General features: G+C 46.0%; 22 protein-coding genes and 1 pseudogene. 19 read left to right on the top strand and 4 right to left on the bottom strand.

Annotation, left to right across the window (positions count from 1 at the left end):
• Positions 1 to 419 precede the first annotated feature (419 nt).
• The gene (locus ODZ53_RS19405) at positions 420 to 1250 is read left to right on the top strand and encodes a hypothetical protein (protein ID WP_016741856.1); all 831 of its coding nucleotides are present in this window, start codon (positions 420 to 422) and stop codon (positions 1248 to 1250) included.
• Positions 1251 to 1262: 12 nt separating this feature from the next.
• The gene (locus tag ODZ53_RS19410; protein WP_015893410.1) at positions 1263 to 1445 is read left to right on the top strand and encodes a hypothetical protein; all 183 of its coding nucleotides are present in this window, start codon (positions 1263 to 1265) and stop codon (positions 1443 to 1445) included.
• Between the two features lie 72 nt (positions 1446 to 1517).
• On the opposite strand, the pseudogene ODZ53_RS19415 reads toward ODZ53_RS19410, so the two are convergent.
• Positions 1518 to 2813: pseudogene (locus tag ODZ53_RS19415) on the bottom strand (MFS transporter).
• A 401-nt stretch (positions 2814 to 3214) separates the two neighbouring features.
• On the opposite strand from ODZ53_RS19415, the gene ODZ53_RS19420 reads away from it, so the two are divergent.
• The 8 genes from ODZ53_RS19420 (at position 3215) to ODZ53_RS19455 (ending at position 10777) form a co-directional block, all read left to right on the top strand.
• Positions 3215 to 4672, top strand: coding sequence for an aminotransferase class I/II-fold pyridoxal phosphate-dependent enzyme (locus tag ODZ53_RS19420; RefSeq protein WP_199926576.1), 1458 nt, complete (start codon positions 3215 to 3217; stop codon positions 4670 to 4672).
• A 200-nt stretch (positions 4673 to 4872) separates the two neighbouring features.
• Positions 4873 to 5778: a ubiquinol oxidase subunit II gene (gene cyoA, locus ODZ53_RS19425; RefSeq protein WP_173627192.1), complete on the top strand. Its 906-nt coding sequence runs from the start codon at positions 4873 to 4875 to the stop codon at positions 5776 to 5778.
• A 36-nt stretch (positions 5779 to 5814) separates the two neighbouring features.
• Positions 5815 to 7788: a cbb3-type cytochrome c oxidase subunit I gene (locus ODZ53_RS19430; protein WP_372679267.1), complete on the top strand. Its 1974-nt coding sequence runs from the start codon at positions 5815 to 5817 to the stop codon at positions 7786 to 7788.
• The gene (gene cyoC, locus ODZ53_RS19435; protein WP_015893405.1) at positions 7788 to 8384 is read left to right on the top strand and encodes a cytochrome o ubiquinol oxidase subunit III; all 597 of its coding nucleotides are present in this window, start codon (positions 7788 to 7790) and stop codon (positions 8382 to 8384) included. The genes ODZ53_RS19430 and cyoC overlap by 1 nt, the downstream gene beginning before the upstream one ends.
• Positions 8385 to 8717, top strand: a complete 333-nt coding sequence (locus ODZ53_RS19440) for a cytochrome o ubiquinol oxidase subunit IV (protein ID WP_372679269.1) — start codon at positions 8385 to 8387, stop codon at positions 8715 to 8717.
• 108 nt (positions 8718 to 8825) lie between these two features.
• Entirely contained in the window at positions 8826 to 9152 is a 327-nt protein-coding gene (locus ODZ53_RS19445) for a c-type cytochrome (protein ID WP_372679271.1), read from the top strand.
• A gap of 15 nt (positions 9153 to 9167) precedes the next feature.
• Positions 9168 to 9740, top strand: coding sequence for an SCO family protein (locus ODZ53_RS19450; protein WP_372679273.1), 573 nt, complete (start codon positions 9168 to 9170; stop codon positions 9738 to 9740).
• Between the two features lie 68 nt (positions 9741 to 9808).
• Positions 9809 to 10777 carry a carbon-nitrogen hydrolase family protein gene (locus tag ODZ53_RS19455; protein WP_372679275.1) on the top strand — a complete coding sequence of 323 codons (969 nt, stop codon included), beginning with the start codon at positions 9809 to 9811 and terminating at the stop codon, positions 10775 to 10777.
• A 501-nt stretch (positions 10778 to 11278) separates the two neighbouring features.
• On the opposite strand, the gene pdxR is transcribed toward ODZ53_RS19455, so the two are convergent.
• Positions 11279 to 12742 (bottom strand): MocR-like pyridoxine biosynthesis transcription factor PdxR, encoded by a 1464-nt coding sequence (gene pdxR / locus ODZ53_RS19460; RefSeq protein ID WP_372679277.1) that lies wholly within the window; start codon positions 12740 to 12742, stop codon positions 11279 to 11281.
• 284 nt (positions 12743 to 13026) lie between these two features.
• Here pdxR and ODZ53_RS19465 point away from each other — a divergent pair, with 284 nt between their 5' ends.
• The 4 genes from ODZ53_RS19465 (at position 13027) to ODZ53_RS19480 (ending at position 15280) form a co-directional block, all read left to right on the top strand.
• The gene (locus ODZ53_RS19465) at positions 13027 to 13428 is read left to right on the top strand and encodes a DUF2165 family protein (RefSeq protein ID WP_372679456.1); all 402 of its coding nucleotides are present in this window, start codon (positions 13027 to 13029) and stop codon (positions 13426 to 13428) included.
• A gap of 69 nt (positions 13429 to 13497) precedes the next feature.
• A complete protein-coding gene (gene tnpA, locus ODZ53_RS19470; RefSeq protein ID WP_372679279.1) occupies positions 13498 to 13896 on the top strand; it encodes an IS200/IS605 family transposase in 399 nt (132 codons plus the stop codon).
• A 4-nt stretch (positions 13897 to 13900) separates the two neighbouring features.
• Entirely contained in the window at positions 13901 to 14956 is a 1056-nt protein-coding gene (locus ODZ53_RS19475) for an RNA-guided endonuclease InsQ/TnpB family protein (RefSeq protein WP_372679281.1), read from the top strand.
• Between the two features lie 150 nt (positions 14957 to 15106).
• Entirely contained in the window at positions 15107 to 15280 is a 174-nt protein-coding gene (locus ODZ53_RS19480) for a DUF2165 family protein (protein WP_372679283.1), read from the top strand.
• 190 nt (positions 15281 to 15470) lie between these two features.
• On the opposite strand, the gene ODZ53_RS19485 is transcribed toward ODZ53_RS19480, so the two are convergent.
• Positions 15471 to 16112 (bottom strand): hypothetical protein, encoded by a 642-nt coding sequence (locus ODZ53_RS19485; protein WP_372679285.1) that lies wholly within the window; start codon positions 16110 to 16112, stop codon positions 15471 to 15473.
• 575 nt (positions 16113 to 16687) lie between these two features.
• Here ODZ53_RS19485 and ODZ53_RS19490 point away from each other — a divergent pair.
• Positions 16688 to 16879 carry a hypothetical protein gene (locus ODZ53_RS19490; protein WP_372679287.1) on the top strand — a complete coding sequence of 64 codons (192 nt, stop codon included), beginning with the start codon at positions 16688 to 16690 and terminating at the stop codon, positions 16877 to 16879.
• Between the two features lie 139 nt (positions 16880 to 17018).
• On the opposite strand, the gene ODZ53_RS19495 is transcribed toward ODZ53_RS19490, so the two are convergent.
• The gene (locus tag ODZ53_RS19495; RefSeq protein ID WP_372679289.1) at positions 17019 to 17681 is read right to left on the bottom strand and encodes an NAD(P)H-dependent oxidoreductase; all 663 of its coding nucleotides are present in this window, start codon (positions 17679 to 17681) and stop codon (positions 17019 to 17021) included.
• Between the two features lie 112 nt (positions 17682 to 17793).
• On the opposite strand from ODZ53_RS19495, the gene ODZ53_RS19500 reads away from it, so the two are divergent.
• From ODZ53_RS19500 to ODZ53_RS19515, 4 genes are all read left to right on the top strand, one after another.
• Positions 17794 to 18174, top strand: coding sequence for a winged helix-turn-helix transcriptional regulator (locus ODZ53_RS19500; protein WP_199926537.1), 381 nt, complete (start codon positions 17794 to 17796; stop codon positions 18172 to 18174).
• A gap of 110 nt (positions 18175 to 18284) precedes the next feature.
• Positions 18285 to 19808, top strand: a complete 1524-nt coding sequence (locus ODZ53_RS19505; RefSeq protein ID WP_372679291.1) for a YcdB/YcdC domain-containing protein — start codon at positions 18285 to 18287, stop codon at positions 19806 to 19808.
• A gap of 76 nt (positions 19809 to 19884) precedes the next feature.
• Positions 19885 to 20433 carry an RNA polymerase sigma factor gene (locus ODZ53_RS19510; RefSeq protein WP_372679293.1) on the top strand — a complete coding sequence of 183 codons (549 nt, stop codon included), beginning with the start codon at positions 19885 to 19887 and terminating at the stop codon, positions 20431 to 20433.
• Positions 20420 to 22108: a YcdB/YcdC domain-containing protein gene (locus ODZ53_RS19515; protein ID WP_372679295.1), complete on the top strand. Its 1689-nt coding sequence runs from the start codon at positions 20420 to 20422 to the stop codon at positions 22106 to 22108. Before ODZ53_RS19510 ends, ODZ53_RS19515 begins: the two co-directional genes overlap by 14 nt.
• Positions 22109 to 22357: the final 249 nt, after the last annotated feature.

Raw genomic sequence — 22357 nt, forward strand, 5'->3', positions numbered from 1 at the left:
GTAACAAAACCGTCACGAACAGTGGAAAAGCAGCACCCAGAAGAGGGGTCTAAACAAAATCAGAACGGCATAAGGTATGGGGTATTACCAAGACGGAAGAAGGTCATGATGAGCATTTCGTGTTTGATAGCGGTGAAAAATGGGCAGACCAATAAGGGAGCATTACGTCACAAATTACACCTAGTATACCGATAGGGGGAACGTGCAATTGTTGAGTTCATTTAAACCACTGAAGAGAATTGAAGAGAACAGCAAGATTATACAGCAGACGATCCAGTACATAGGTAATCAAAAAGTTAGTACGATAACGATAGAAACGCCTAAAAAACTACCTAAATGTAGGTAGTTTTTTCCTATTTGTAGAATCTGAATAAAATGTTAAAATAATGTAAAACTTTACCAGAAGGAGAGGTTTACAGGTGCTAAAGAATCTCGTGCAGAGCCATGTGAAGATTGTTTTTTCTGTTCTTGGCATCTTGTTCGTTCTGGTCTCATGGCTCGTATTTGAATTGTTAAAAGGTTTGCTGCCAGATTTGATAGCAGTCATACATAAGTGGATGTTTCAACCGATTGAATGGCTGTTTATCCTGGCACCGCCACATGAGGAAAACAAGCTAGCTTCATTAGGCTCTGTTCTAGGCTTGTCTATCTTGTATTCCGCTATTTTGGCAGGAATGATATTCATCGTCTTGTTCATCTGCAACAAGATTAGAGGGAACGAGATCGAGTTCCAGATGGAAGTGAAATATTGTGAGAAAGAATTGGCCAATGCGATTTACAGCTTGGATGGGAGCGGTCAATCAACAGCTATTATTAATGCGAATGCGATCACGTTTATGAAGGCATTTGAAATGGAAGTAAAGACGATTTATGGTTTGAAACCGGACGAGCTATGCTGCTATTGGATCGTACCCACGAATAATGACAAGCAGTTTGAAGTGTTTTACTTAACCGAGTTGAAAGATTTTGATACAGTACGTACGCTACTACTGTCTTCTATGCTTCAAGAGGATTGCAGAATTGCCGATAAACAAGTAAAGGGACGAATTCAAAACACGGACATCGAACAATTTGCAATTGTGAAAAATTTCGGCAAGTTCCGACTTGGATTTGCGGTCGCTGTTTACAAGAATGACACATTTACTCCCGAAAATATGCAGGAGTTCGAGCGGTTGACTACGTATATGTTATTATTAGGATTTGTTACCAAGTTTGTGAATAAGGTCAAAACTTTAAAGAGAGCTAGTTAGGAGTGGGATACGATGAAATTAGCTGAGTTCTTCGCGAAAAGAGGTAACGAAACTGCTGTTTACTCGAAAAATCTCTCTTCCAAGAAGAAGATTCCCAACAGCAAATTTACTCCTGGCTTCGCTAGCTTAAAACAGATTATAGATGAGCATAGTCCGAGTGAAGGACATGATAATAAAGTGGTCGGAGGAAAATGACACTGCTTGTGAGCAGTGTCATTTTTTTTTGGATATTTGGGATAGAGAAAAAGCCACCTGATAAGGGTGGCTTTAGTTTTGGGAGATCTCTACACGGTGTTTGCTTTTTTTGTGGGACCATATCAGGACGGGGACTAGCAACAGCGATAATGCGCCTCCGGCAAGCGAAAGTGTTGCGTAGCTGGCATTGGCGACGACCATACCAGACAGGGCTCCACCGGATGCACCAGCCAAGGCAATCAAGACATCAACCGTTCCCTGCGTTTTCGCGCGAGTGGCGGGCTGTGTTGCATCCACGATGAGCGCTGTGCCGCTAATTAATCCAAAATTCCAGCCCAGTCCGAGCAGCACAAGAGCGGTGATGAGTAGTGGCATCGAATCGGCTGGGGCAAAAGCAGCAGTCAGGCTGGCTGCAAGCAGTATGACACCTGAAGCATAGGCCATTGTGGAGCGACCGATCTTGTCAACGAGTACACCCGTCAAGAGCGAGGGGAGGTACATCGCACCGATATGAAAACCGATGACGATGCCTACTTCGGAGAGACCATGTCCGTGGTGCTTCATATGTACTGGCGTCATCGTCATAATGGCGACCATGACGATCTGCGTCAAAATCATGACGGTGGCTCCCACGACGATTCCCCGGTTGTTGCTTGCAAGCTGATTCTCATTCAGATAGGCCGACGAGCTCTGATTCCCCTGTTGTGCTTACGCGATTGCTTTCGAAACGATGAACGGGTCCGGGCGAAGCAGTACCCAAAATACGAGACCTGCGAGGATGAAGGCTGCGGCCCCCAGGATGAAAGGGCCAGCCAATGCGGGGACACCGATGGATGTAGCGAATCGTCCCATGACTTCCACCAGGTTTGGTCCTGCAACGGCCCCGAATGTAGTGGAGACCATGGCAATACTTACGGCAGTCGCTCGCTGTTTAGGCTTTGCCAAGTCTGTGCCTGCATAGCGGGCTTGCAGGTTAGTAGCGGTGCCAGCCCCATACAGAATTAAGGAAGCAAATAGAAGGACAATACTGTTTGCGACGGCTGCGAGAACCACCCCAATTGCCCCAATCCCTCCGGCTAAAAAGCCGCTAGCGAGCCCTAAACGGCGTCCAAAGCGTTGAGAGAGTCGACCCACCAGCAACGCAGCGACAGCAGAGCCAAGTGTGAGCAATGCGGCAGGGATGCCCGCGAGACTTTCCGAGCCGAGCATATCCTGAGCGAGGAGAGCCCCTACGGTGACACCTGCCGCAAGTCCTGCACCGCCGAAAATTTGTGAGATGACGACAATCCAGAGCGTTCGTTTGTATAGTCTTTGCTGCTTGTCTGGGGAGTCGATGTAGCTTTGTAAATCTTCAGGTTTGAGTGACATCTGATCCACCTTTCTATGGAGCGAAAGCTTTCGTAAGTTATGAAATTTCAGTCATTGCTTCGTGTGGAAATGAATGGGGAATTTGCATTCAGTATAGTATTGGCGACGAGTAAACACAAGGAGAATCCGGCTGAAGAAACACTTAGCAAAAGCAAAAACACCAAGGACGGTAATAGCGGCTATTTGTGCCAGGGAAATGACGTTAAACGGTTCTTTTGCATAGTGACTGGAACCAGCCGATTTACGAAAGATGAAACAGACCAATTACGAGGAAGGACACAAATTGGATGGTTCATAAAAGTCAAGATTGGATCATGAAGGAAGAGGCCGCTTCCTTTATAATCAGCCCAGAAACATCACTCATACAAACAACACGGAAGGATAGTGAGGTGGGAAAAATGTTGATTCAAGGGCAAACGCCGCTCTTTAACGGGTTGAGAAAGCATGCCCAGAAGAATCCAATCCAATTCCATATACCAGGTCATAAGAAAGGGAAAGGGATGGATCCTGAATTTCGATGGTTCATGGGAAAAAATGCACTTTCCATCGATTTGATTAACATTGAACCATTAGATGATCTGCATCAACCAAAAGGAATTATCAAACAAGCCCAGGAATTGGCTGCGGAAGCCTTTGGCGCTGATCACACCATATTTTCTGTTCAAGGTACGAGCGGAGTTATCATGACGATGATTATGGCAGTATGTAATCCTGGCGATAAGATCATCGTGCCACGGAATGTACACAAATCTATCATGAGCGGCATTGTTTTATCCGGTGCGACTCCTATCTTTTTACATCCAGAAATAGACCCTGTCTTCGGGATCTCACATGGAATCACACCACAAGCTGTGGAAAAAGCATTGGAACAGCATCCCGATTCAAAAGCAGTCCTCGTCATCAACCCAACCTATTTCGGAATTGCCGGTGACTTGAAGAGTATCGTTCAAATTGCGCATGCCAGAGGAGTGCCTGTACTCGTAGATGAAGCGCATGGCTCACATGTTCACTTCCATCCCAAGCTTCCCTTATCGGCGATGCAGGCTGGTGCAGATATGGCAGCAAGCAGTATGCATAAATTAGGAGGCTCTCTGACGCAGAGTTCGTTGTTGAACATGCAAGGAAATCTCGTCTCGATTCAGCGTGTACAAGCCATCTATAGCATGCTCACGACGACATCCACCTCCTATTTACTGCTCGCCTCGCTCGATGTGGCGAGAAAGCGGTTAGTTACATCCGGGAAAACGCTATTGGATCAAACGATTCAGCTGGCAAACGAAGCACGGGCACAAATCAATAAAATAAATGATTTGTACTGCATTGGGAGAGAAATTATCGGGACAAATGGAGCGTTTGCCCATGATCCGACCAAGCTGGTTATCTCGGTAAAAGACCTCGGCATTACGGGATATGAAGCTGAAAAATGGCTCCGTGATCGCTTTAACATTGAGGTAGAGCTATCTGACCTGTACAACATCGTTTGTATTATCACACCAAGTGACACGAGAGAAGATTTGCAAATCCTTGTCTATGCCTTGGAGGAGCTAGCTGCCGGGTCCGAGGATCAAGGAACCAGAAAAGCCCGTCCGAAAATGCAGCTGCCGAAAATACCAGTACTGGCTGTCACCCCGCGCGATGCATTTTACGCACCGACAGAGATGATTCCCGTCGAACAAGCTGTGGGAAGAATTATCGCGGAGTTTGTCATGGTATATCCACCAGGTATCCCGATCTTTATCCCGGGTGAGATCATTTCGGAAGAGAACCTCATCTATACGAAGAGAAACATGGAAGCAGGTTTACCAGTACAGGGCTTTGAAGACCCGACGCTACAAACCATACGTGTCATCAAGGAATAACGAAACAATAGGAGGAAAGGCCGCCATGGGGTGGCCTTTTTCTTTTTATGTCTAAAAAGTGACCAAAATGCAGCGGATTCTTGAACATGGCTGGTTGATCCACTTTGTCATTGGCTGGTGACACTCTATCGGTCCGGCTTTAGAGTAAGACTTGTTTCAAAAGTACCCCGTGCATGGTGATAGGAGATGAGGAAAAGGACATGAAGACGTCCAAGACAGTACGCTGTATGTCATTTTTGTTCATGTTCATCCTGGTGTTCTTGACGACCGGTTGCGCTGATAACTATATCGTGCTCGATCCGAAAGGACCCATTGGTGAACAGCAAAAGGACTTAATGATTTTATCCACGCTTTTAACGTTAATTGTGATTGTTCCAGTACTAATTCTTACGTTTGTCATTGTATGGCGATACCGTGACAGAAAAGGAAGAAAGGCGAAGTACACGCCTAATTGGGAACACAGTACGAAACTGGAAATCATTTGGTGGGGCATTCCCATCATCATTATTACGTTAATTGGGATCGTGACAGTTCGGTATACGTATTCGTTGGAGCCATCCAAGCCGTTGGAATCCGAGAAGAAACCGATCACGATTCAAGTGACGAATTTGGATTGGAAGTGGCTATTCCAATATCCTGAACAAGGCATTGCCACTGTGAACTATGTGCAGTTTCCAGAGGATGTGCCGGTACGCTTCGAAGTGACATCTGACGCCCCGATGAATTCATTTTGGATTCCACAGCTCGGCGGTCAGATTTATGCCATGTCCGGCATGTCGATGACTCTCTACCTGCAAGCAGATGAGCAGGGTGAGTACATGGGATCAGGTGCGAACTTTACCGGAAAAGAATTTGCGAAGATGTTCTTTACAGCGAATGCGACTTCCCAAGAAAACTTTGATCAATGGGTGAATCAGGTGAAACATACTTCCCCTGAGCTGACACTGGATGGTTACAAAGAGCTGACCAAACAAGGAACATCAGATGTGCGCTATTTCTCTGCTTTCCCTGAAGGTTTGTACGAAATGACGGTGACCAAGTATGCTGCTTCACACAATCACGGCTTATCTACGAGAGTGCAACCGCCAGCGCGGGTGAAAGAATAGTCGGTTGAAATAGAAACAGGGAGGAGAGAGACAACGATGTGGGAGAGTGTGAAAGAATTCGCCTCTGAATTTTTCGTAACAGGCGATCCACTTATTTACGGTGCGGACGTCAGCATTGTGCTCAGTATGATCGCAATCGTATCGGTGCTGACTTACTTTAAAAAATGGGGATGGCTCTGGCGCGAATGGCTGACGACTGTCGATCACAAGAAGATCGGTATCATGTACATTCTTGCTTCCGTTCTCATGCTGTTTCGAGGAGGGGTAGATGCTCTCCTGATGCGGGCGCAGCTCGCCATGCCTGAGATGCAGTTTTTGAGTGGGGATCACTATAATCAGATTTTTACGACGCATGGCGTCATTATGATTCTGTTTATGGCGATGCCGCTTATGTTTGGTTTATTCAATGTCATCGTGCCGCTACAGCTCGGTGCACGTGACGTAGCCTTTCCGTTTCTGAATGCGCTCAGCTTCTGGTTGTTTTTCTCAGGGGCGATGCTGTTTAACCTGTCCTTCGTCATTGGGGGCTCCCCGGATGCAGGATGGCTGGCTTACCCGCCGTATTCGGAGCTAGCCTTTAACCCGGGGCCAGGTCAGGATTTCTATATTTGGGGGATTCAAATCTCAGGTATCGGTAGTTTGATGACCGGGATTAACTTCATTGTGACGATCTTGAAAGTGCGTGCTCCTGGTATGACTTTGATGAAAATGCCGATGTTTTCCTGGTCGGTTTTGTCGAGTTGTATCGCGATCGTTTTCGCATTCCCCATCTTGACGGTTACCTTGGCACTGCTGTTTATCGACCGCTATTTGGGTGGGCACTTCTTCACCTTGGATGGCGGCGGTAATCCGATGATGTACATCAACCTGATTTGGATGTGGGGTCACCCGGAAGTTTACATTATCGTTTTGCCAGCGTTCGGGATTTTCTCGGAGATCGTTGCGACGTTCTCACGGAAAAAGCTATTTGGTTACAAATCCATGGTATTCGCCATGATCATCATTAGCGTTCTTTCGTTCCTCGTATGGGCGCATCATTTCTTCACGATGGGCTCCGGTGCGGACGTCAATGCGTTCTTCGCTGTCACGACCATGTTGATTGCGATTCCGACAGGTGTGAAAGTGTTTAACTGGCTGTTTACGATGTTCCGAGGAAAAATTACGTTCGAAACGCCGATGCTGTGGATGGTCGGGATTATCCCGAACTTCGTCATCGGTGGGATGACGGGTGTCCTTCTGTCCGTGGCACCTGCTGACTTCCAGTATCACAATAGCTACTTCCTCGTTGCACACTTCCACCAAGTGATCATTGCGGGTGTCGTATTTGGATTCTTCGCGGGCTTGTACTACTGGTGGCCGAAAATTTTTGGTTTCAAGCTAAATGAGCGTATTGGCCGTTGGGCTTTCTGGCTGTGGAACATCGGGTTCTACCTGTGCTTCATGCCGCAATACGCATTGGGCTTGATGGGGATGACACGTCGTCTTTACACGTACGGCTGGGACAAAGGCTGGTTCGAAATGAACCTGGTATCGACGATTGGTGCCGTAATCATGGGTGCTGCATTCCTTGTCCAAATTTGGGACATTGCACATAGCATCAAGCACATGAAGAGAGATACAACAGGCGATCCGTGGAATGCTCGTACGTTGGAGTGGTCGATCCCTTCTCCAGCTCCGTTCTATAACTTTGCCGTCATGCCGCAGGTAACGTCTCAAGATGACTGGCATGAAAGAAAGCTGCGCATCGAGCAAGGCTTGGAAAAGCCAGCGAAAGTAGAGCTGGAACCGATTCATATGCCGAAAAACTCCGGTATTCCGATTGTGATGTCCATGTTCTGGTTCTTTGTCGGATTCGGTTTGATTTTTGACTGGCTGTGGATGGCTGTACCAGGGCTTATCGGTGTGATTGCATGTATGGTTGTTCACTCGTTTAACTATGACACGGACTACTATGTCACGGTGGAAGAGATTAAACGTACAGAGGCGGAAGCAGGGAGGGTGATTACGTAATGGCTAATGTGAATGCTGGACATCATGATCATCATCCAGACCAAGAGGAATTGCGCACGTTTGCCTTTTGGATCTACCTCATGACGGATGTTATCTTGTTTGCTACCTTGTTTGCGACTTATATCGTACTGCAAGGCAGCACGGATGGTGGTCCAGGTCCAAAAGATCTGTTTCAGATGAGTGGGATTTACGCGAGTACGTTTATTTTGCTGACCAGTAGCTTTACCAGCGGTCTTGCGATTCTCGCGATGAATAAGGGGAATCGTCTTGCCTTGATGAACTGGCTGGGAGTTACCGTATTTTTGGGGGCATCCTTCTTGTTCCTGGAAATCAACGAGTTCATCCATATGGTTAGTGAAGGGGCAACGATTGGAACGAGTGCATTTCTGACTGCCTTTTACACATTGGTAGGGACGCATGGCTTGCACGTGACGCTCGGTATGGGGTGGATGATCATCGTCATCATGCAAATCGCCAAGCACGGTATTACACCCGTAACGAAACGAAAAGTAAACATCATCAGCTTGTTCTGGCATTTCCTTGATGTTGTTTGGATTTTCGTCTTCACCATCGTGTATGTGATGGGGGTGAATTAATTGAACAAGCAATCTGTGCATGGCACGACAGAACAACACGGTGGTCATGGTTCCCTGAAATCGTATGTGATCAGTTTCGTCTTGTCGCTTGTTTTCACGATCATTCCTATTCTAGCGCTAGAGAACGGCTGGTTGGATAGTGATAAGCGACTCATCATCTATTTAGGAGCGGCTCTGTTCCAGTTTATTGTCCAGTTATTCTTCTTCATGCACCTGAAAGAAGAGGATAAACCACGCTACAACTTGATGTCGCTTTTACTCGGGTTGTTTATCGTCTTCCTCATCGTGATCGGCTCTATCTGGATCATGATGTACAACATGGTCGCACTATAATGACATAAATTCAATCGGGGGGCGTACTGCTGTACGCCCTGATTCTCGGTTGCAGGCCGTCCCTTTTTGGAAGGTAACGTTATTCCCGCAGGAAAGGTAGGGGGTTCTGTGAAAGCCATCAAGTATCTCCTGATTGGTTCCCTGTTCTTGGTTGCAACTGCATGCAGCAATGGTGCAACGGAAGAGCAAATAGAAGTTGCAGATGCCAAGAAAACTGCGATGCAGCTATACAAAAATAATTGCATGAGCTGCCACGGTAATGATTTATCCGGTAGGGTGGGTCCAGGCTTGCAGCAAGTTGGTTCGAAAATGACGGAGGAAAAACTCATTGAAATCATTACGGTCGGCGCAAATGGCATGCCTGGTTATGAAAAAGTGCTAAGCGCGGAAGAAATCGGCCGGTTAGCGAAGTGGCTCTCTGAGAAAAAGGAATAGGAGAGGGGCGGTACAATGAAAAAAACAGCTTGGTTGATCATGCTCAGTATCCTGATGGTTTTGGTAACTGCGTGTGGTCCAGCAAGATATGATTACAACTATCCGGTTAATGAATTTGCTTATACGGACCAGGAAGGGAAGCCTTTTTCATCAAAAGATCTGGAAAATAAGGTCTGGGTTGCTAACTTTGTCTTTACGTATTGTGGAACCGTTTGTCCTACGATGACAGCAAACATGGCTGAATTGCAGAAAAAAGCAAAAGAAGCTGGCGTAGATGTGGAGTTTGTTTCGTTCTCGGTTGATCCAGAAAGAGATACGCCAGAGGCATTGAAGTCCTATCTCGGTAAATTCAATGCTGACTTCTCCAATTGGCATGCATTGACTGGCTACGGATTTGATGAGATCAAAACGTTTATTCTCAAGTCATTCAAGACGCCAATAGAAAAGGACCCTAATTCCGATCAAGTCATCCACGACACGTTTTTATATTTGGTCGATCAAAAGGGAACAGTGGTTAACCGATATGAAGGAATGACGGACGTGCCCTACACTCAAATGATCGAGGATATGAAAGCGTTGCAGGAGTAGGGGAGCCAGTCGGGTACGCCGAATAATAGGAAAGCAAGACAGATGCTCCATTTGGGAGGGGATGTAACATGTCAATTCAGCAACAGAACGTACGAGTAGCAGTTGTTCAAGCTGCATCGGTCATAATGGATCGTGAGGGAAGTACGGAAAAGGCGGTTTCACTGACATTGGAAGCAGGAGAAAAAGGAGCGAAAATCGTTGTTTTTCCCGAAGCTTTTATCCCTGCGTATCCGAGAGGACTTACTTTTGGAGCAAAAGTAGGCAGTCGTTCCCCGGAAGGGCGCAAAGACTGGTTTCGTTATTGGGACAATTCGATTGTCGTCCCGAGTGAAGAGACAGACAAGCTCGGGGAGGCAGCGCGCAAGGCTGGCGTGTATCTCGTCATTGGTGTGATCGAGCGAGACAATGAAAATAGCGGTGGCACCTTATATTGTTCCGTCTTATTTTTCGGACCAGATGGTGAGTTGCTCGGCGTGCATCGCAAGCTGAAGCCGACTGCATCCGAACGGTTGATTTGGGGCGAAGGAGACGGAAGTACTTTACCGGTATTCGATACTCCATACGGTAAGATCGGGGCTCTGATTTGTTGGGAGAATTATATGCCGTTAGCGCGAGCAGCGATGTATGCAAAAGGTGTTCAAATCTACATCGCACCTACAGCAGACGCGAGGGATGCATGGCAAGCTACCATCCGCCATATCGCATTGGAAGGTAGATGCTTCGTTTTATCGAGCAATCAGTACGTAACAAAAGATATGTATCCGACTGATTTGGCCTGCTACGACGATCTTGCTTCTTCACCAGACGAGATGAGCAGAGGTGGAAGTGCGATTGTGGGGCCATTGGGCGACTATATCATCGAGCCTGTTTTTGGTCGGGAGGAGATTCTTTACGCTGATCTGGACATTCGCGATATCGCTTATAGCCAATTCGATTTTGATGTCGTTGGCCATTACTCGCGACCCGATGTTTTTACATTGTTGGTGAATGAAGAGAAAAAAGAGAATGTGAAGTGGATGAAGGAAGTCCGTTTGTAAAATGCAGACGACCTCCATTGCTTGGTAAAAGCGGTGGAGGTCGTCTTTTTTAGTTGCTGTGGTGGGGGAAGAAGCGCATTTCCAGTCTACGCTTCGGCCTACGCCCCGCAAGGGGGGATTTGCCTGTCCGCACCGGAATAAATGGCGGGAGCGCTTCAAACGTAGAGGTTTCAAAGAGGTATTCCATAGGTGAAGCTGAAATTCCCCGCCATTTATTCCAGTGCTGGGATGGGCTCCAGAGGCGCTTTGACTGGAAATGCGCTTCTTCCTACGCAGCTTTGGAAAGAAAATACTCATAGGTGAATCCAAGTAGTAAAAAAGTGAATGAAAGCTTCCAGTTCTAGTATGCAAAACGGTCTAAAAGCTTGAAGTAACCAAAAGCTGTACGAAAGCCCTGTCACATGTTTGGAAGGAGACCGCCCGAACGCAGAGAGGATACAGGCGACTGGAAAACATGTGGCAGGGCTTCCCCCGACCACAACGGTTGGCCGACAACCATCTTTATGACAAAACAGCCTTCAAAGCATCTGCAAATTTAGCAACACCAAGCGTAATTTCCTCTTCTTTGGGCCGCGCAAAGGTAAAGCGAACGTAGCCGGAGTCTGATCCATACACACTTCCTGGCACAAAAACGACGCCTCTGCGAAGGGCTTCTTCAAATAATTGGTTGTCGTTCACATCCGGGTTAATTTTACACCACAAGTGTAATCCGCCTTGGGGAATGGTGAATGAAAGCTCATTGGGCAATTCTTTTTGCAGTGCCTCCACAAGCAAATCTCTTCTGTACTGTAAATGCATGCGTAACCGCTCTAAATGAGGCAGGAAGTTATCGGAATGCAAAAACTGGGCCGCAATTTTTTGTGGTACCACGCTCAGGCCAAAATCCATCTGCTGGCGGGCATCTGCCAAACGCTCGACAACGGAATGAGGCGCCACCATCCAACCGACTCGTAAACCGGATGCAGCAATCTTGGAAAAGGAACCGATGTAGAGAACGGAGCCAAGCTGATCCAATGATTTGAGTGGCAGTGGAGGCTTGCCGTCATAGGAAGTGAGACTGAATGGATCGTCCTCTACAATCGGAAGACCAAGTTCGCTTGCTACATCCAACAGCTGCATGCGCCGAGTGGGATCAAGACAAACCCCAGTCGGGTTTTGAAAAGTAGGATTGATAAAGATCATCTTGATCCGATGCTTTTTATACAAGGCTCGAATATCTTCTGGATTCATGCCGTTATTGCTGACGGGGAGGCGGAACAGACGGAGACCAGCAGATTGAAACATAGGCAACGAGTAACAATAAGAGGGATCTTCGATAGCAACTGCATCGCCGGGTGCAAGCAAACATTGGGTGATCAAATACAGAGATTGTTGAGAACCCGACGTGATCAGAATGGAAGAGTCCGTTGTCTGTACATTCCGGTAACGTGACAAATAGGAGACCAGTTCTTCACGCAATGGCGTAAATCCTTGCGGATTATCGTATCCCAAATATTCGGTGAAGGGGTTTTCCTTCATCTGGGTACTGATCTCCTTGCCAGGTGAGAGCTGGGAAGACAATTCTCCACTCGCAAAATCGATGAGACTGCTGTCTTTTTGCAAGGCCTCTCTGATCCGACGCAGATAAGACAAATTCGGGAGGAATTGACCACCTTCTACATATCGATGCCAGTTCGGTGTATGCTTCGGAGTTGCCTCCCATTTATTTTTACACACACGAGTACCGCTTCCTGTTCTGCTCTCAATGATGCCTAATGCCCGGAGTTCCTCGTACGCTAGAATAACAGTGCTTCGGTTTACACCTAATTGCTCAGCCAGTTTTCTCTCAGAAGGGAGTAGGCTCCCAGGGGGGAACTCTCCGTATGAAATTCTGCGTTCAATCTCATCGGCTATTTGGTGGTATAAAGTTTGACTGCTCGACCGATCAGGCTTCCAAATAATAATCACAACCTTGCACATATTCATTGTTTGTTATATGGGGGAATCCATTTCATCATAACATTGTTAAGAAAAATACATGTGACAAAACCGTTCCAAACTGTTGAACATGGATGGGTAAAAAATCATAAATGAATGGGCTAGTTCCATTTCCGAATGAGTATGATTAGGTTTCCATCTAATGGATATGAATACTCGTGATAAAAATAGATAGATTTTTCTTACAAATAGAAAGGGTGTGTCAATCTGATCGAGAATGAGTAAAGACAGTATATGGGAAATAGGGAGAGGCGTGAGCATCATTGAGTAATTTGACGTTACGATATGTAAAGGTTTTGGTTGTAGCATTATCCGCAGCATTTGGAACATCCATTTTCTTAGGGAATCTGATGGACTACCAATCCAACTATCAATTTGTTCAACATGTTCTGTCCATGGATACCACGTTTGAGGGGAATGCACTTATGTGGCGAGCGATTACTGATCCTACTGCTCACACCATAGCTTATATCGGAATTATCATTGCGGAAGGATTATTCTCACTTTTTGGTTGGGTCGCTACAGGAAATATGCTGCGTCATGTAAAAAAGGATGCAAAAACGTTCAATAACTCGAAAACATTCGCATACATCGCTTACAGAATTTTTCGAGCGAGAAAGCCCACTCCTTTTAGGTGTGGGATGATAGCGAGATTGGAACAGGTGTGTCTTTAGACACGTTAATGTTCCAACGTCTCTTGTGTTTTTGTTGCAGTAAATGATTCGAACTGATACAATCGGTATATGGATAATTATAGAAGAACGGCCACTACCGTATCATTAATTAACTATCATTTTGTTTTTTGTCCTCGATACAGAAAAAAGATATTCCTCCAATCAGATGTAGAAATCAGGTTTAAGGAATTAGTTAAGGATGTTTGCGATGAATTGAAAATAGAGATTATCGCAATCGAAACAGACAAAGACCATACTCATCTTTTTTTAAACGCTTTGCCAACATTCAGTCCTGCTGATATTATGGCAAAAATCAAAGGGGTCACATCTAAAAAATTAAGAGAGGAGTTTAAACATCTAGCGCATTTGCCTTCTCTTTGGACACGTTCCTATTTTGTAAGTACGGCAGGGAATGTTTCCAGTGAAACGATTAAAAGATATGTTGAACAGCAAAAGACAAGGGGGTGAATACATGCAAGCGTTAACCGTTAAGATTCGTATATTTCCTGCTCAAACAGATATTCTTCGTCATTTAGGAAAGGAATATATTCGTGTAGTCAATCTGCTCACGGAACAAGCTGAACAACTTAGTTCGTTTCCAAAGACAACGACAAAAAATGTTGAAACGATTCTACCATCAGCCGTCTGTAACCAATCCATACGTGATGCTAAGAGTGTTTTTCGTAAAAGTAAGAAACTTGGTGGTCGTCCAATTCTTAAGAAACCTGTATATTTCGTCAATAATCAAAACTACACGGTATCTGAAAATACAGTTGCTTTCCCTATCGTTGTAGATGGAAAGACGAAGAAAACGGCGTTTCGTGCTGCGATGACTAGCCGAGACAGGGAATTGTTAAGCAAAGGAAAATTTGGATTGATGCGTATCATTGAAAAGTCAGGGAAATGGTACGCTCAAATTTCCGTAGAGGTGCCTACAAGCGTAACAATCAACAAAAACGTCATGGGTATAGATCTTGGTTTGAAAGTTCCTGCTGTTGCAGTAACTTCTACGGGTAAGACTTGTTTCTTTGGGAAAGGAAGACAGAACAAGTACATACGAAGAAAGCACCAACAGCGTAGACGCAAATTAGGCAAACTCAAAAAACTGTCTACCATTCGGAAGCTAGGCAATAAAGAGCAACGTTGGATGAAAGATCAAAACCACAAGATCAGTCGTCAAATTGTCAATACAGCTATTCAGGAAGGTGTATCAATCATAAAGCTTGAACGACTAGAGAATATTCGCAAGACGGCAAGAACAAGCCGTAAAAACGCAAAGAACCTGCATAGTTGGACTTTCTATCAACTTCAACAATTTATCTCCTACAAAGCAAATCTTGCTGGCATACAAGTTGTGGAGGTCAATCCCGCCTACACTTCTCAATCTTGTCCAGCCTGTAGAGAGAAGAACAAAGCGAAAGACAGAATGTACGAATGTTCATGCGGATTCCATGGGCATCGTGATCGGGTTGGAGCCATCAATATCATGCGCCAACCTGTGGCAGATGGTAACAGTCTGTCAGCCTAAGATGCTATACGCACTGTCTTAGGATGGGCTGATGAGACAGTCCTAAACTTGGGGGAACTACGGATAGCAGAAATGCACTTTCGACTACCACCCAAGAATCCTACTGATACCGAAGGTGTCAGCTTGCGGCTTTAGCCGTGGGAGTCTCAAATGGTTGCTTTTTGCATCTGGTTTTTCGGATTTGCCATTGTAGGTGCAGAGTGGTTCGCCATGTGGCAATCACAAGTATGGAATGGTCAGCAGGTAGCGTTTAACATTACAGAGGTGATGATTGGATTCGTTATTTTGGTTTCCTTGCGAGATCGAGAATTAACTGATATGTAATACGAGAGCCACGTTCAATTCGTGGTAAAGGGTTTCCGACAGTCTGTAACTCCTGCTCTACCCGTTGGAGTGCCGCTACTTCCACATCGGGAGACCTTGCTTCGTTGGTAGAAAGAGTTGGATGCATCAAACAGAAAAAGCACCCATTGGCGGGTGCTTTTACTCTTTATAAGGGGGAAATGTTGTTTCCTTATTGCACTTTATAAGACATCAAAATTTCTTGTGCGAGCGGCTTCCACTCTTCCATTTGTGCCTCGGTGCAATTGAAAGTGGTCATCAGCATTTTGCCGTCGAGCTCTGTAAAGAAAATGAGGTTGTAAATTTTTGTATCAGCAGCTGGAGTCAGAAGTTCGAACACACCAACATTTTTCCCGTTGATTTGGATAACTTCATCGCGATACCAGGTCGCATCTTGGTACATGTTGGAGAAAGCTTGTTTCATTGGGTCCTTCATGTCTTTGAGAAGGTTGTCTTGAATAGGTGTTTCTGTATGACTAAACGCAATGTTAATGGAACCTTTTTCATCGGTATAAATCAAGGAAGGACGATTTTCCATCGGGTATTTTGCTTTTGCCATCTCTTCGGACATGACAGTAAAGCCTTTTGGAATCAAGATTTCCACTTTGTCGTTCAGAACTTTTTTTGCTTCCAGCTTGTCGCTTGTTGTTGCAGCTGGTGTAGTAGAATCTGTTTTTGGAGCTTCAGTTGTTTTAGCAGCGTCTGTGGTTTGTGCTGCATTTTGCTCAGCTGGCTTTGTATCAGCTGGCTTGTTCGAACAAGCAGAAACAGCCAACATGGAGAGCAGCAAAGCTACGGATACTAGTTTTTTCATCTGAATTGATCCACCTTTTTATACATAATTGGAAATGTGCGGAATTTCCTTTCCGATTCTATCATGGGGTGCATAATATTGGGAATACGGGAGGTTAATTGCGAATATTCGAACAATACCACCCTCTCTTACATGCCCAAGGGAACTAGGATAAAATACACTTATTTAAACTGTGGTAAAATGAGTATAATTACCTATTTTCATATATTGTTTGACGTAATATAGCGGTCGCGAACCTTCTCTCTCAAATAATTTAACGCAAAACGCGAAAATGCCCCGTTCCACCCCATATAAATTCTGAAATTGTTTAGCTGTGCAACATGACCGAGCATGACAAAGCGCTTGAAATGGGCATTCCGACCTTTTGGCGCTTGCAGTCTGCCATTTATCCGTAGCGTACTCCAGCCCCACAAATGGGTGAAGCAATAATGCAGGGCCTCAGATGACAGCTCCACATCACAATCGAGTGGATCGCATGGGGATTCGATTAACCCATCTGCTAGGGAAAAGCGAAATGTCTTTTGATAGTCTGACAAATAAAAAGTAACGGGTCTAACGATAGAGAGAAACAGCGAATGATTATTTTTCCGAATCTGTTCCTTGAAGTCCAAGCAAGCAAGTATAAAGTAGAGGCAAAGGTTGAGCGGGGCGGTGGCGGTTCCAGTTTTGAAGACTATGACTATGGCTTTGTGACAGCAGACGTGACGTTCCGTCCAGCACAGGCAAGGGAATCACGATATCTGTGGATGAAGCAGGTCGCATCGTAGGCTTTCAGTATACGGATGAGTAAGTAAATAGGTAGGGAAGGGAGTCGCTTGCTTTTGCGGGCGACTATTTTTTTGTCACGATGAACGCCAAAAAGCATTCGGAATACGAATGCTTTTTACGTGTAACCAATTCTGAATTTTAACCGATAAAACGAATAATCTCTCCTTTCGCTTGTCGGGTTTTCGCACGGGGTTCATTTTTCCGATAGCCAAAAGCCACCATGCAAGCGACGCCGAAGCGTTCTCTGTCGAGAAGCCCCTCAGCTGCAAGGATATCCTCAACCTTTTCTTTTGCAAAGCCTTCAATGGGGCAGGAATCAATGCCAATCATTGCAGCAGATGTCATCATATTGCCAAGCGCGATGTAGGTCTGTCTGGATGCCCATTCGAACATGACTCGCTCGTCATCAAACAGGGAGAAGTCGTTTTTCAGGAAGTGATCGTATGCAGCGCCTTTTTGCTGTACGACGTTTTCCGGCAACTCCTGCGTGTCTTTCATCATATGTTGGATATACTCGGAATCAGCGGCCATTTCTTGTTTGGTCCGCGCCAATACGATGACGAAATGACTTGAGGTTGGCAGTTGTTTTTGCGCACCCCATGCGACAGGTAATAGCTTCTCTCTAAGCGTCGGATCTTGCAGCACGAGGAAGTTCCATGGTTCAAAACCAAAGGAGCTAGGCGACAGGCGAGCTGTCTCCATAATAAAGTCAAAGTCTTCCGTCGTAATTTTTTTAGTTTCATCAAACTCTTTGCAAGCATGTCTGAATTGATAGGCTTCTATAATTTGATCTTTATGCATGATGAGCTCCCTCCAGTAAAAGTGTTTTACAAAAATAAGCATACCGAATACACTAAAGAAAAGTAAGTACGCACTTTTTCGGTTAATACTTACGAAAAGGGAAGTGAGTGGGATGAAGAAGAAACCAGCAATGAGGTACCTATTAAATGGCAAGGAATATCCTTGCCCAATCGAGCTTGCCGTCTCGGTTTTTGCGGGAAGATGGAAGGTATCCATCATTTGTCAGCTGTCCAAAGGGAAAAAAAGGTACGGAGAATTAAAGAAAAATATCATCGGTGTGAATCATAAAATGCTGGCAGAACAATTGCGAGAGTTGGAGGAAGCGGGAATCGTCAAGCGTGAAGTGTATCCGGTCGTTCCGCCAAAAGTAGAGTACGAATTGACTGAGCTAGGGCAAGGCTTGGGACCTGTCATTGAGTATTTGCGAGAATGGGGAGAGCATTTTCAAACAGAGGCACCAGAAGAGTCTCTATCTACTGCTCACGGGTCATGAAAATCGCCACCTGAAAGGGTGGTTTTTTTATTTTGTAACCTCCCGGTGGTTTTTCCGACTATTACATAGGACAAAAAAACAAACACAAAATTCCTCGGGAGGGAACAACTGTGAAACATACAAAGAAATTGGCAAGCATGTTACTTATGGCAAGCCTGTTGGCGATAACTCCGCTATGGCTGCAACACCCAACAATGACCGTACAAGCTGCGGACAATCAAGGGCAGGTGAAGCTCTCACCAGCAGCAGAAAAAACACTTCAAACACTCTACACCATCCAGCCTGAATTAAAAAATATGGACAAAAAGATGAACGGACCGAAAAACGGCGTGTATGAGCTGCGCTTTGACAAGAGAATTGCCCCAGGCAAGATGGAGCTGTATGCCATGGTGGTCCTCGATGCAACGACTGGTGCTTTGCATAGCTACGAAAACGAACAGGAAATGCAGAAGCAAAACAATCAGCCATCGGAACCGGTGGCCAAACAAAAATCTGCGGCATTTTTGCAAAAGCTCTTGGGCGATGATTTCAAAAAGTACAAAGCCACTCAGACAACAAAAGGTGAATGGGATGCTGTTACCTACACGCGCCATGAGCATGGTGTACCTGTTTTCACCGATCGTTATGTCGTTGGTGTCAACGGTTCGAGTGTCATGTACGTGAACACGTTTGAAGGCGCCCCGCTCCGAGCAGCCTCTTCCTTGTTTGCCAAGCCAGGAAAGGTAATGTCCAAAGAAGAAGTGACGGGGAAAGTAGCTTCGCTCATGGAGCTTACGTATTCCGCGCATAAAAAGGAGACAGGAAAGCCGGCTTTGAAATACTCGCTGGAGTCGACCGGATACTTGGATGCTGTGACAGGAGAAGAAATCGAGAGTGCCTTTTCCCTTAAAAGCCGTTACTCGGATGTCATTGCGGTCAAGCCAGGCGGCAAAAAGCTCACAGCCAGCAATGCCGATGAAGCGATGAGCGTGCTGACAGAAGAATTTCAAATCCAGATGGATGGAATCACGTTAGAGACGGATACACATACTCCAGCGGAAATGAAAGGGGAAGGGGAAACGATTTACAGGTCCAAGGGAAGAGATGGCAGAATTACGGTCTATACGAACAACAACGAAGTGACCGGCTTCCAAGTCCGCGGGAAAGTCGAGATGGCCAATGCCATACAGCATGGCAACAAACCGGCAAATGCCCAGCTTTCGTACGAGCAAGCCAAGGAAAAAGCGGTGCAGTTTTTACAGCCGTACCTCGACTCTAGTGTAAAAGAGCTGAAGATCGATCAAAAAGAGATCAGGATGCCATCTGCAACGTCATACAGCTTTAGCTTCTACGCGCTGCATGACGGAGTGATTGTTACGGATCAGAATTACCTCGTCAACGTAGACGGACAGACCGGGGAAATCGTGAATTACATGAACTCCTTTACGAAGCCATCTGCTCCGTTCCCGGACAAAAAGACCGCCATTTCCAAAGAAGCAGCCGCCAAGTACTTTTTGAAAGACCTTCCTGCTGTGCTCGGGTACATGTTTCCTGTTCAGAATGAGAAGGTGCAAGCAAAGCCAAGTTTGGTTTATTCCATCGATACGGTTTCTTACTTCTTGCTTGATGCGGTAACAGGAAAGTCATTCAAATAATCGTATTCGATCCCGCTTCTTATCATGAGAAGTGGGATTCCATCATGTCCTGTCGCGAGAAGAGGAGGAAGAAGCCTTGGATGCTCGAGAAGATCGAGGTCAGCAAGACATATCAGGGATATACAGGATGTATTCCAAAGAAGTCTATCAGTATCTCTATCATTTTATTGGAAGTCGGGAAGCCGCAGAGGATTTGACCCAAGAAGTGTTTGTGCGCGTCATTAAATCCTTGCACAGATTTGAGGAGCGCTCGAGTATGCGCACTTGGATTTTGCATATTGCCAAGCATGTTGCCATCGATGAATACAGAAAGAAACGGCTGCAAACAATTTTTGCCGGGACCTTGCTAAAGCTGTTGCCCAGCTCAGAGGGTTTGCCGGAAAAAGAGCTGCAGGATAAAGAGGAACGTACTCATTTTGAAAAAGCGCTGCTCCAACTGAAGCCCAAGTACCGAAACGTCATCGTATTGCGGGGAATCAGAGAGTATACGGTGAAGGAAACAGCGGAAATTCTCGGCTGCACAGAGGCGAAGGTCAAGGTAGACTTTCACCGTGCGATGAAGATGGTAAAGGAAACGGCGTTACACACTTATGAAAAGGGGGCTGGTGTGCATGAAATTTCCTAGCGATGAAGAAGTGTTACAGGAATTTCGGAACAGACCGGATGCAGTCCCCCGGAGCGAGTTTTTGCACACATTGGAAAGAAAGCTGATCGAAGTCGATCGACAGCATCGAAGCAGAAGCAAAACGCGACGCACGACAGTTCGATTGGGAGTATCCGCAGCTGTGCTGCTCGCAGTCTTTTTGCTGGCGCCGATTTTTACCCGGCTGATTACCAATCCGGAATCTATCATGACGACGCAGCCAGAGGCTCCGCTCGTGTTAAAGGGTCAGCAGCTGAAGCTGGCGGAAGTATCACCTGCCGCGAAGCAAACCTTGGAAAAGCTGTTCAATCTCGTTCCGGAATTAAAGACGATAGAACCCAAAGTCATCGGAAAAGAAGATGGAATCTATGAGATTGTCTTCTATCAAAAGGAGCAAGGAAGGGAACAGCGGTACGCATCTGTAGAGATGGTAGCAGTCACGGGGAAAATGAGCCGTTACGAAAATGAGAAAGCGATGAATGAAGGGGCCACTTCGCCTACAGAAGAACAAGCGAAGCAAGTATCTGCTGCCTTTTTACAAGCGCTGTTGGGAGACGAATTCAAGCAATACCAAGGGAGTCAGACCAGCGGCAGTGATTGGGATGCGGTGACCTATACGCGCTATGCAAATGGGCTACCCGTTTTCTCAGACCGATACGTCGTTGGTGTCAATCGTAATGGTGTGACGTATGTCAATACGTTCGACGCCGCGCCACTGCAAATATCTGCGGAGTCGTTTGCCGAACCGGACGCTGTATTGTCCGAAGAAGAGATCACAGAGAAAGTGGCGTCGCTCATGGAGCTTACCTATTTTGCGAGTTCGAGACATACTGGGAAGACATCGCTGACGTACTCTCTTCAGACGACTGGATACGTGAATGCGGTGACAGGAGAAGAGGTATGGGGGGGAGCGTCGCATAAAAGCCGGTACTCCGCTTCCATCCCGGTAACGCCTGGAGGCAAGAAGGTCGCTGTGCAAATGGAGGAAGAGGTTGCAAAGGCTATGGCGGAACAGTTTCAGGTGAATCTGGACGAATTTATCCTCACTGGTGGTAAGAAGACGATGGAGGGCGAGCAGATGACGTCCTACAAGGCCAAGAAAGGGCTAGGCAGAATCACCGTCTACTCAAACAACGGGGTAATTACAGGTTTTCAGGTGCGGCGTGGTACAGAGACGGCCAGATCTACCCAGCATCAGAACAATCCAGTAAATGCTCAGCTTAGCTATGAGGAGGCCAAGGAAAAAGCCGTTGAGTTTTTGCAGCCCTATCTGGACAGCCGTGTGGAGGAATTAAAGATTGATGAGACCCAGATGTCGATGCCTTCTGCAACGGCGTACAGCTTCACCTTTTACGTCCTTCATAATGGCGTGATTGTTGGTGATCAGCAATACCTCGTCAATGTGGATGGGCAAACTGGGGAGATCGTCAATTTCATGGACTATTTCACGAGTCCGACCGAATCGTTTCCGGAATTGGATACAGTCATATCGAGGGAAGAAGCAGCCAAGCGATTTTTGCAGGGCCATCCGGTTGAATTGGGGTATGTGCTTCCGGTAATAGATGGGAAGCTGCAACAAAAGCCACTTCTAGTTTATACGGTGGACACGATTTCTGGCTTTAGGCTGGATGCGGTAACAGGAAAGGCATTCAAATAAACATAGGTGATCCCGCTTCTCATCATGAGGGGCGGGGTTTTTATTGGCTCGGGTCTGGGGCGAGAAGCGCAAGCTCGTATGGCGCCTTTTTTCGTTCAACCTTGCCATTGACCAACCGGGTTCGATCGTTCAAAAAACCAAAGCCAGTCTAACATCAACTTTATGGGTCACTTCAATACTTTAATTTCTGCGAACAGCTGGTTGTCATTTTGAACGGCATAAGGCTGCTCCAGGTAATAGAATAGGATT

The sequence above is a fragment of the Brevibacillus sp. BD137 genome (assembly GCF_041644655.1).
Lineage (GTDB): Bacteria > Bacillota > Bacilli > Brevibacillales > Brevibacillaceae > Brevibacillus > Brevibacillus brevis_D.

Excerpts from the sequence above, each read along its gene's own strand:
- ODZ53_RS19410 (WP_015893410.1), top strand. The coding sequence starts at position 1,263 with ATGAAATTAGCTGAGTTCTTCGCGAAAAGAGGTAACGAAACTGCTGTT.
- cyoA (WP_173627192.1), top strand. The coding sequence starts at position 4,873 with ATGAAGACGTCCAAGACAGTACGCTGTATGTCATTTTTGTTCATGTTC.
- ODZ53_RS19430 (WP_372679267.1), top strand. The coding sequence starts at position 5,815 with ATGTGGGAGAGTGTGAAAGAATTCGCCTCTGAATTTTTCGTAACAGGC.
- cyoC (WP_015893405.1), top strand. The coding sequence starts at position 7,788 with ATGGCTAATGTGAATGCTGGACATCATGATCATCATCCAGACCAAGAG.
- ODZ53_RS19450 (WP_372679273.1), top strand. The coding sequence starts at position 9,168 with ATGAAAAAAACAGCTTGGTTGATCATGCTCAGTATCCTGATGGTTTTG.
- ODZ53_RS19455 (WP_372679275.1), top strand. The coding sequence starts at position 9,809 with ATGTCAATTCAGCAACAGAACGTACGAGTAGCAGTTGTTCAAGCTGCA.
- pdxR (WP_372679277.1), bottom strand. The coding sequence starts at position 12,742 with ATGAATATGTGCAAGGTTGTGATTATTATTTGGAAGCCTGATCGGTCG.
- tnpA (WP_372679279.1), top strand. The coding sequence starts at position 13,498 with ATGGATAATTATAGAAGAACGGCCACTACCGTATCATTAATTAACTAT.
- ODZ53_RS19475 (WP_372679281.1), top strand. The coding sequence starts at position 13,901 with ATGCAAGCGTTAACCGTTAAGATTCGTATATTTCCTGCTCAAACAGAT.
- ODZ53_RS19480 (WP_372679283.1), top strand. The coding sequence starts at position 15,107 with ATGGTTGCTTTTTGCATCTGGTTTTTCGGATTTGCCATTGTAGGTGCA.
- ODZ53_RS19485 (WP_372679285.1), bottom strand. The coding sequence starts at position 16,112 with ATGAAAAAACTAGTATCCGTAGCTTTGCTGCTCTCCATGTTGGCTGTT.
- ODZ53_RS19490 (WP_372679287.1), top strand. The coding sequence starts at position 16,688 with ATGATTATTTTTCCGAATCTGTTCCTTGAAGTCCAAGCAAGCAAGTAT.
- ODZ53_RS19495 (WP_372679289.1), bottom strand. The coding sequence starts at position 17,681 with ATGCATAAAGATCAAATTATAGAAGCCTATCAATTCAGACATGCTTGC.
- ODZ53_RS19500 (WP_199926537.1), top strand. The coding sequence starts at position 17,794 with ATGAAGAAGAAACCAGCAATGAGGTACCTATTAAATGGCAAGGAATAT.
- ODZ53_RS19515 (WP_372679295.1), top strand. The coding sequence starts at position 20,420 with ATGAAATTTCCTAGCGATGAAGAAGTGTTACAGGAATTTCGGAACAGA.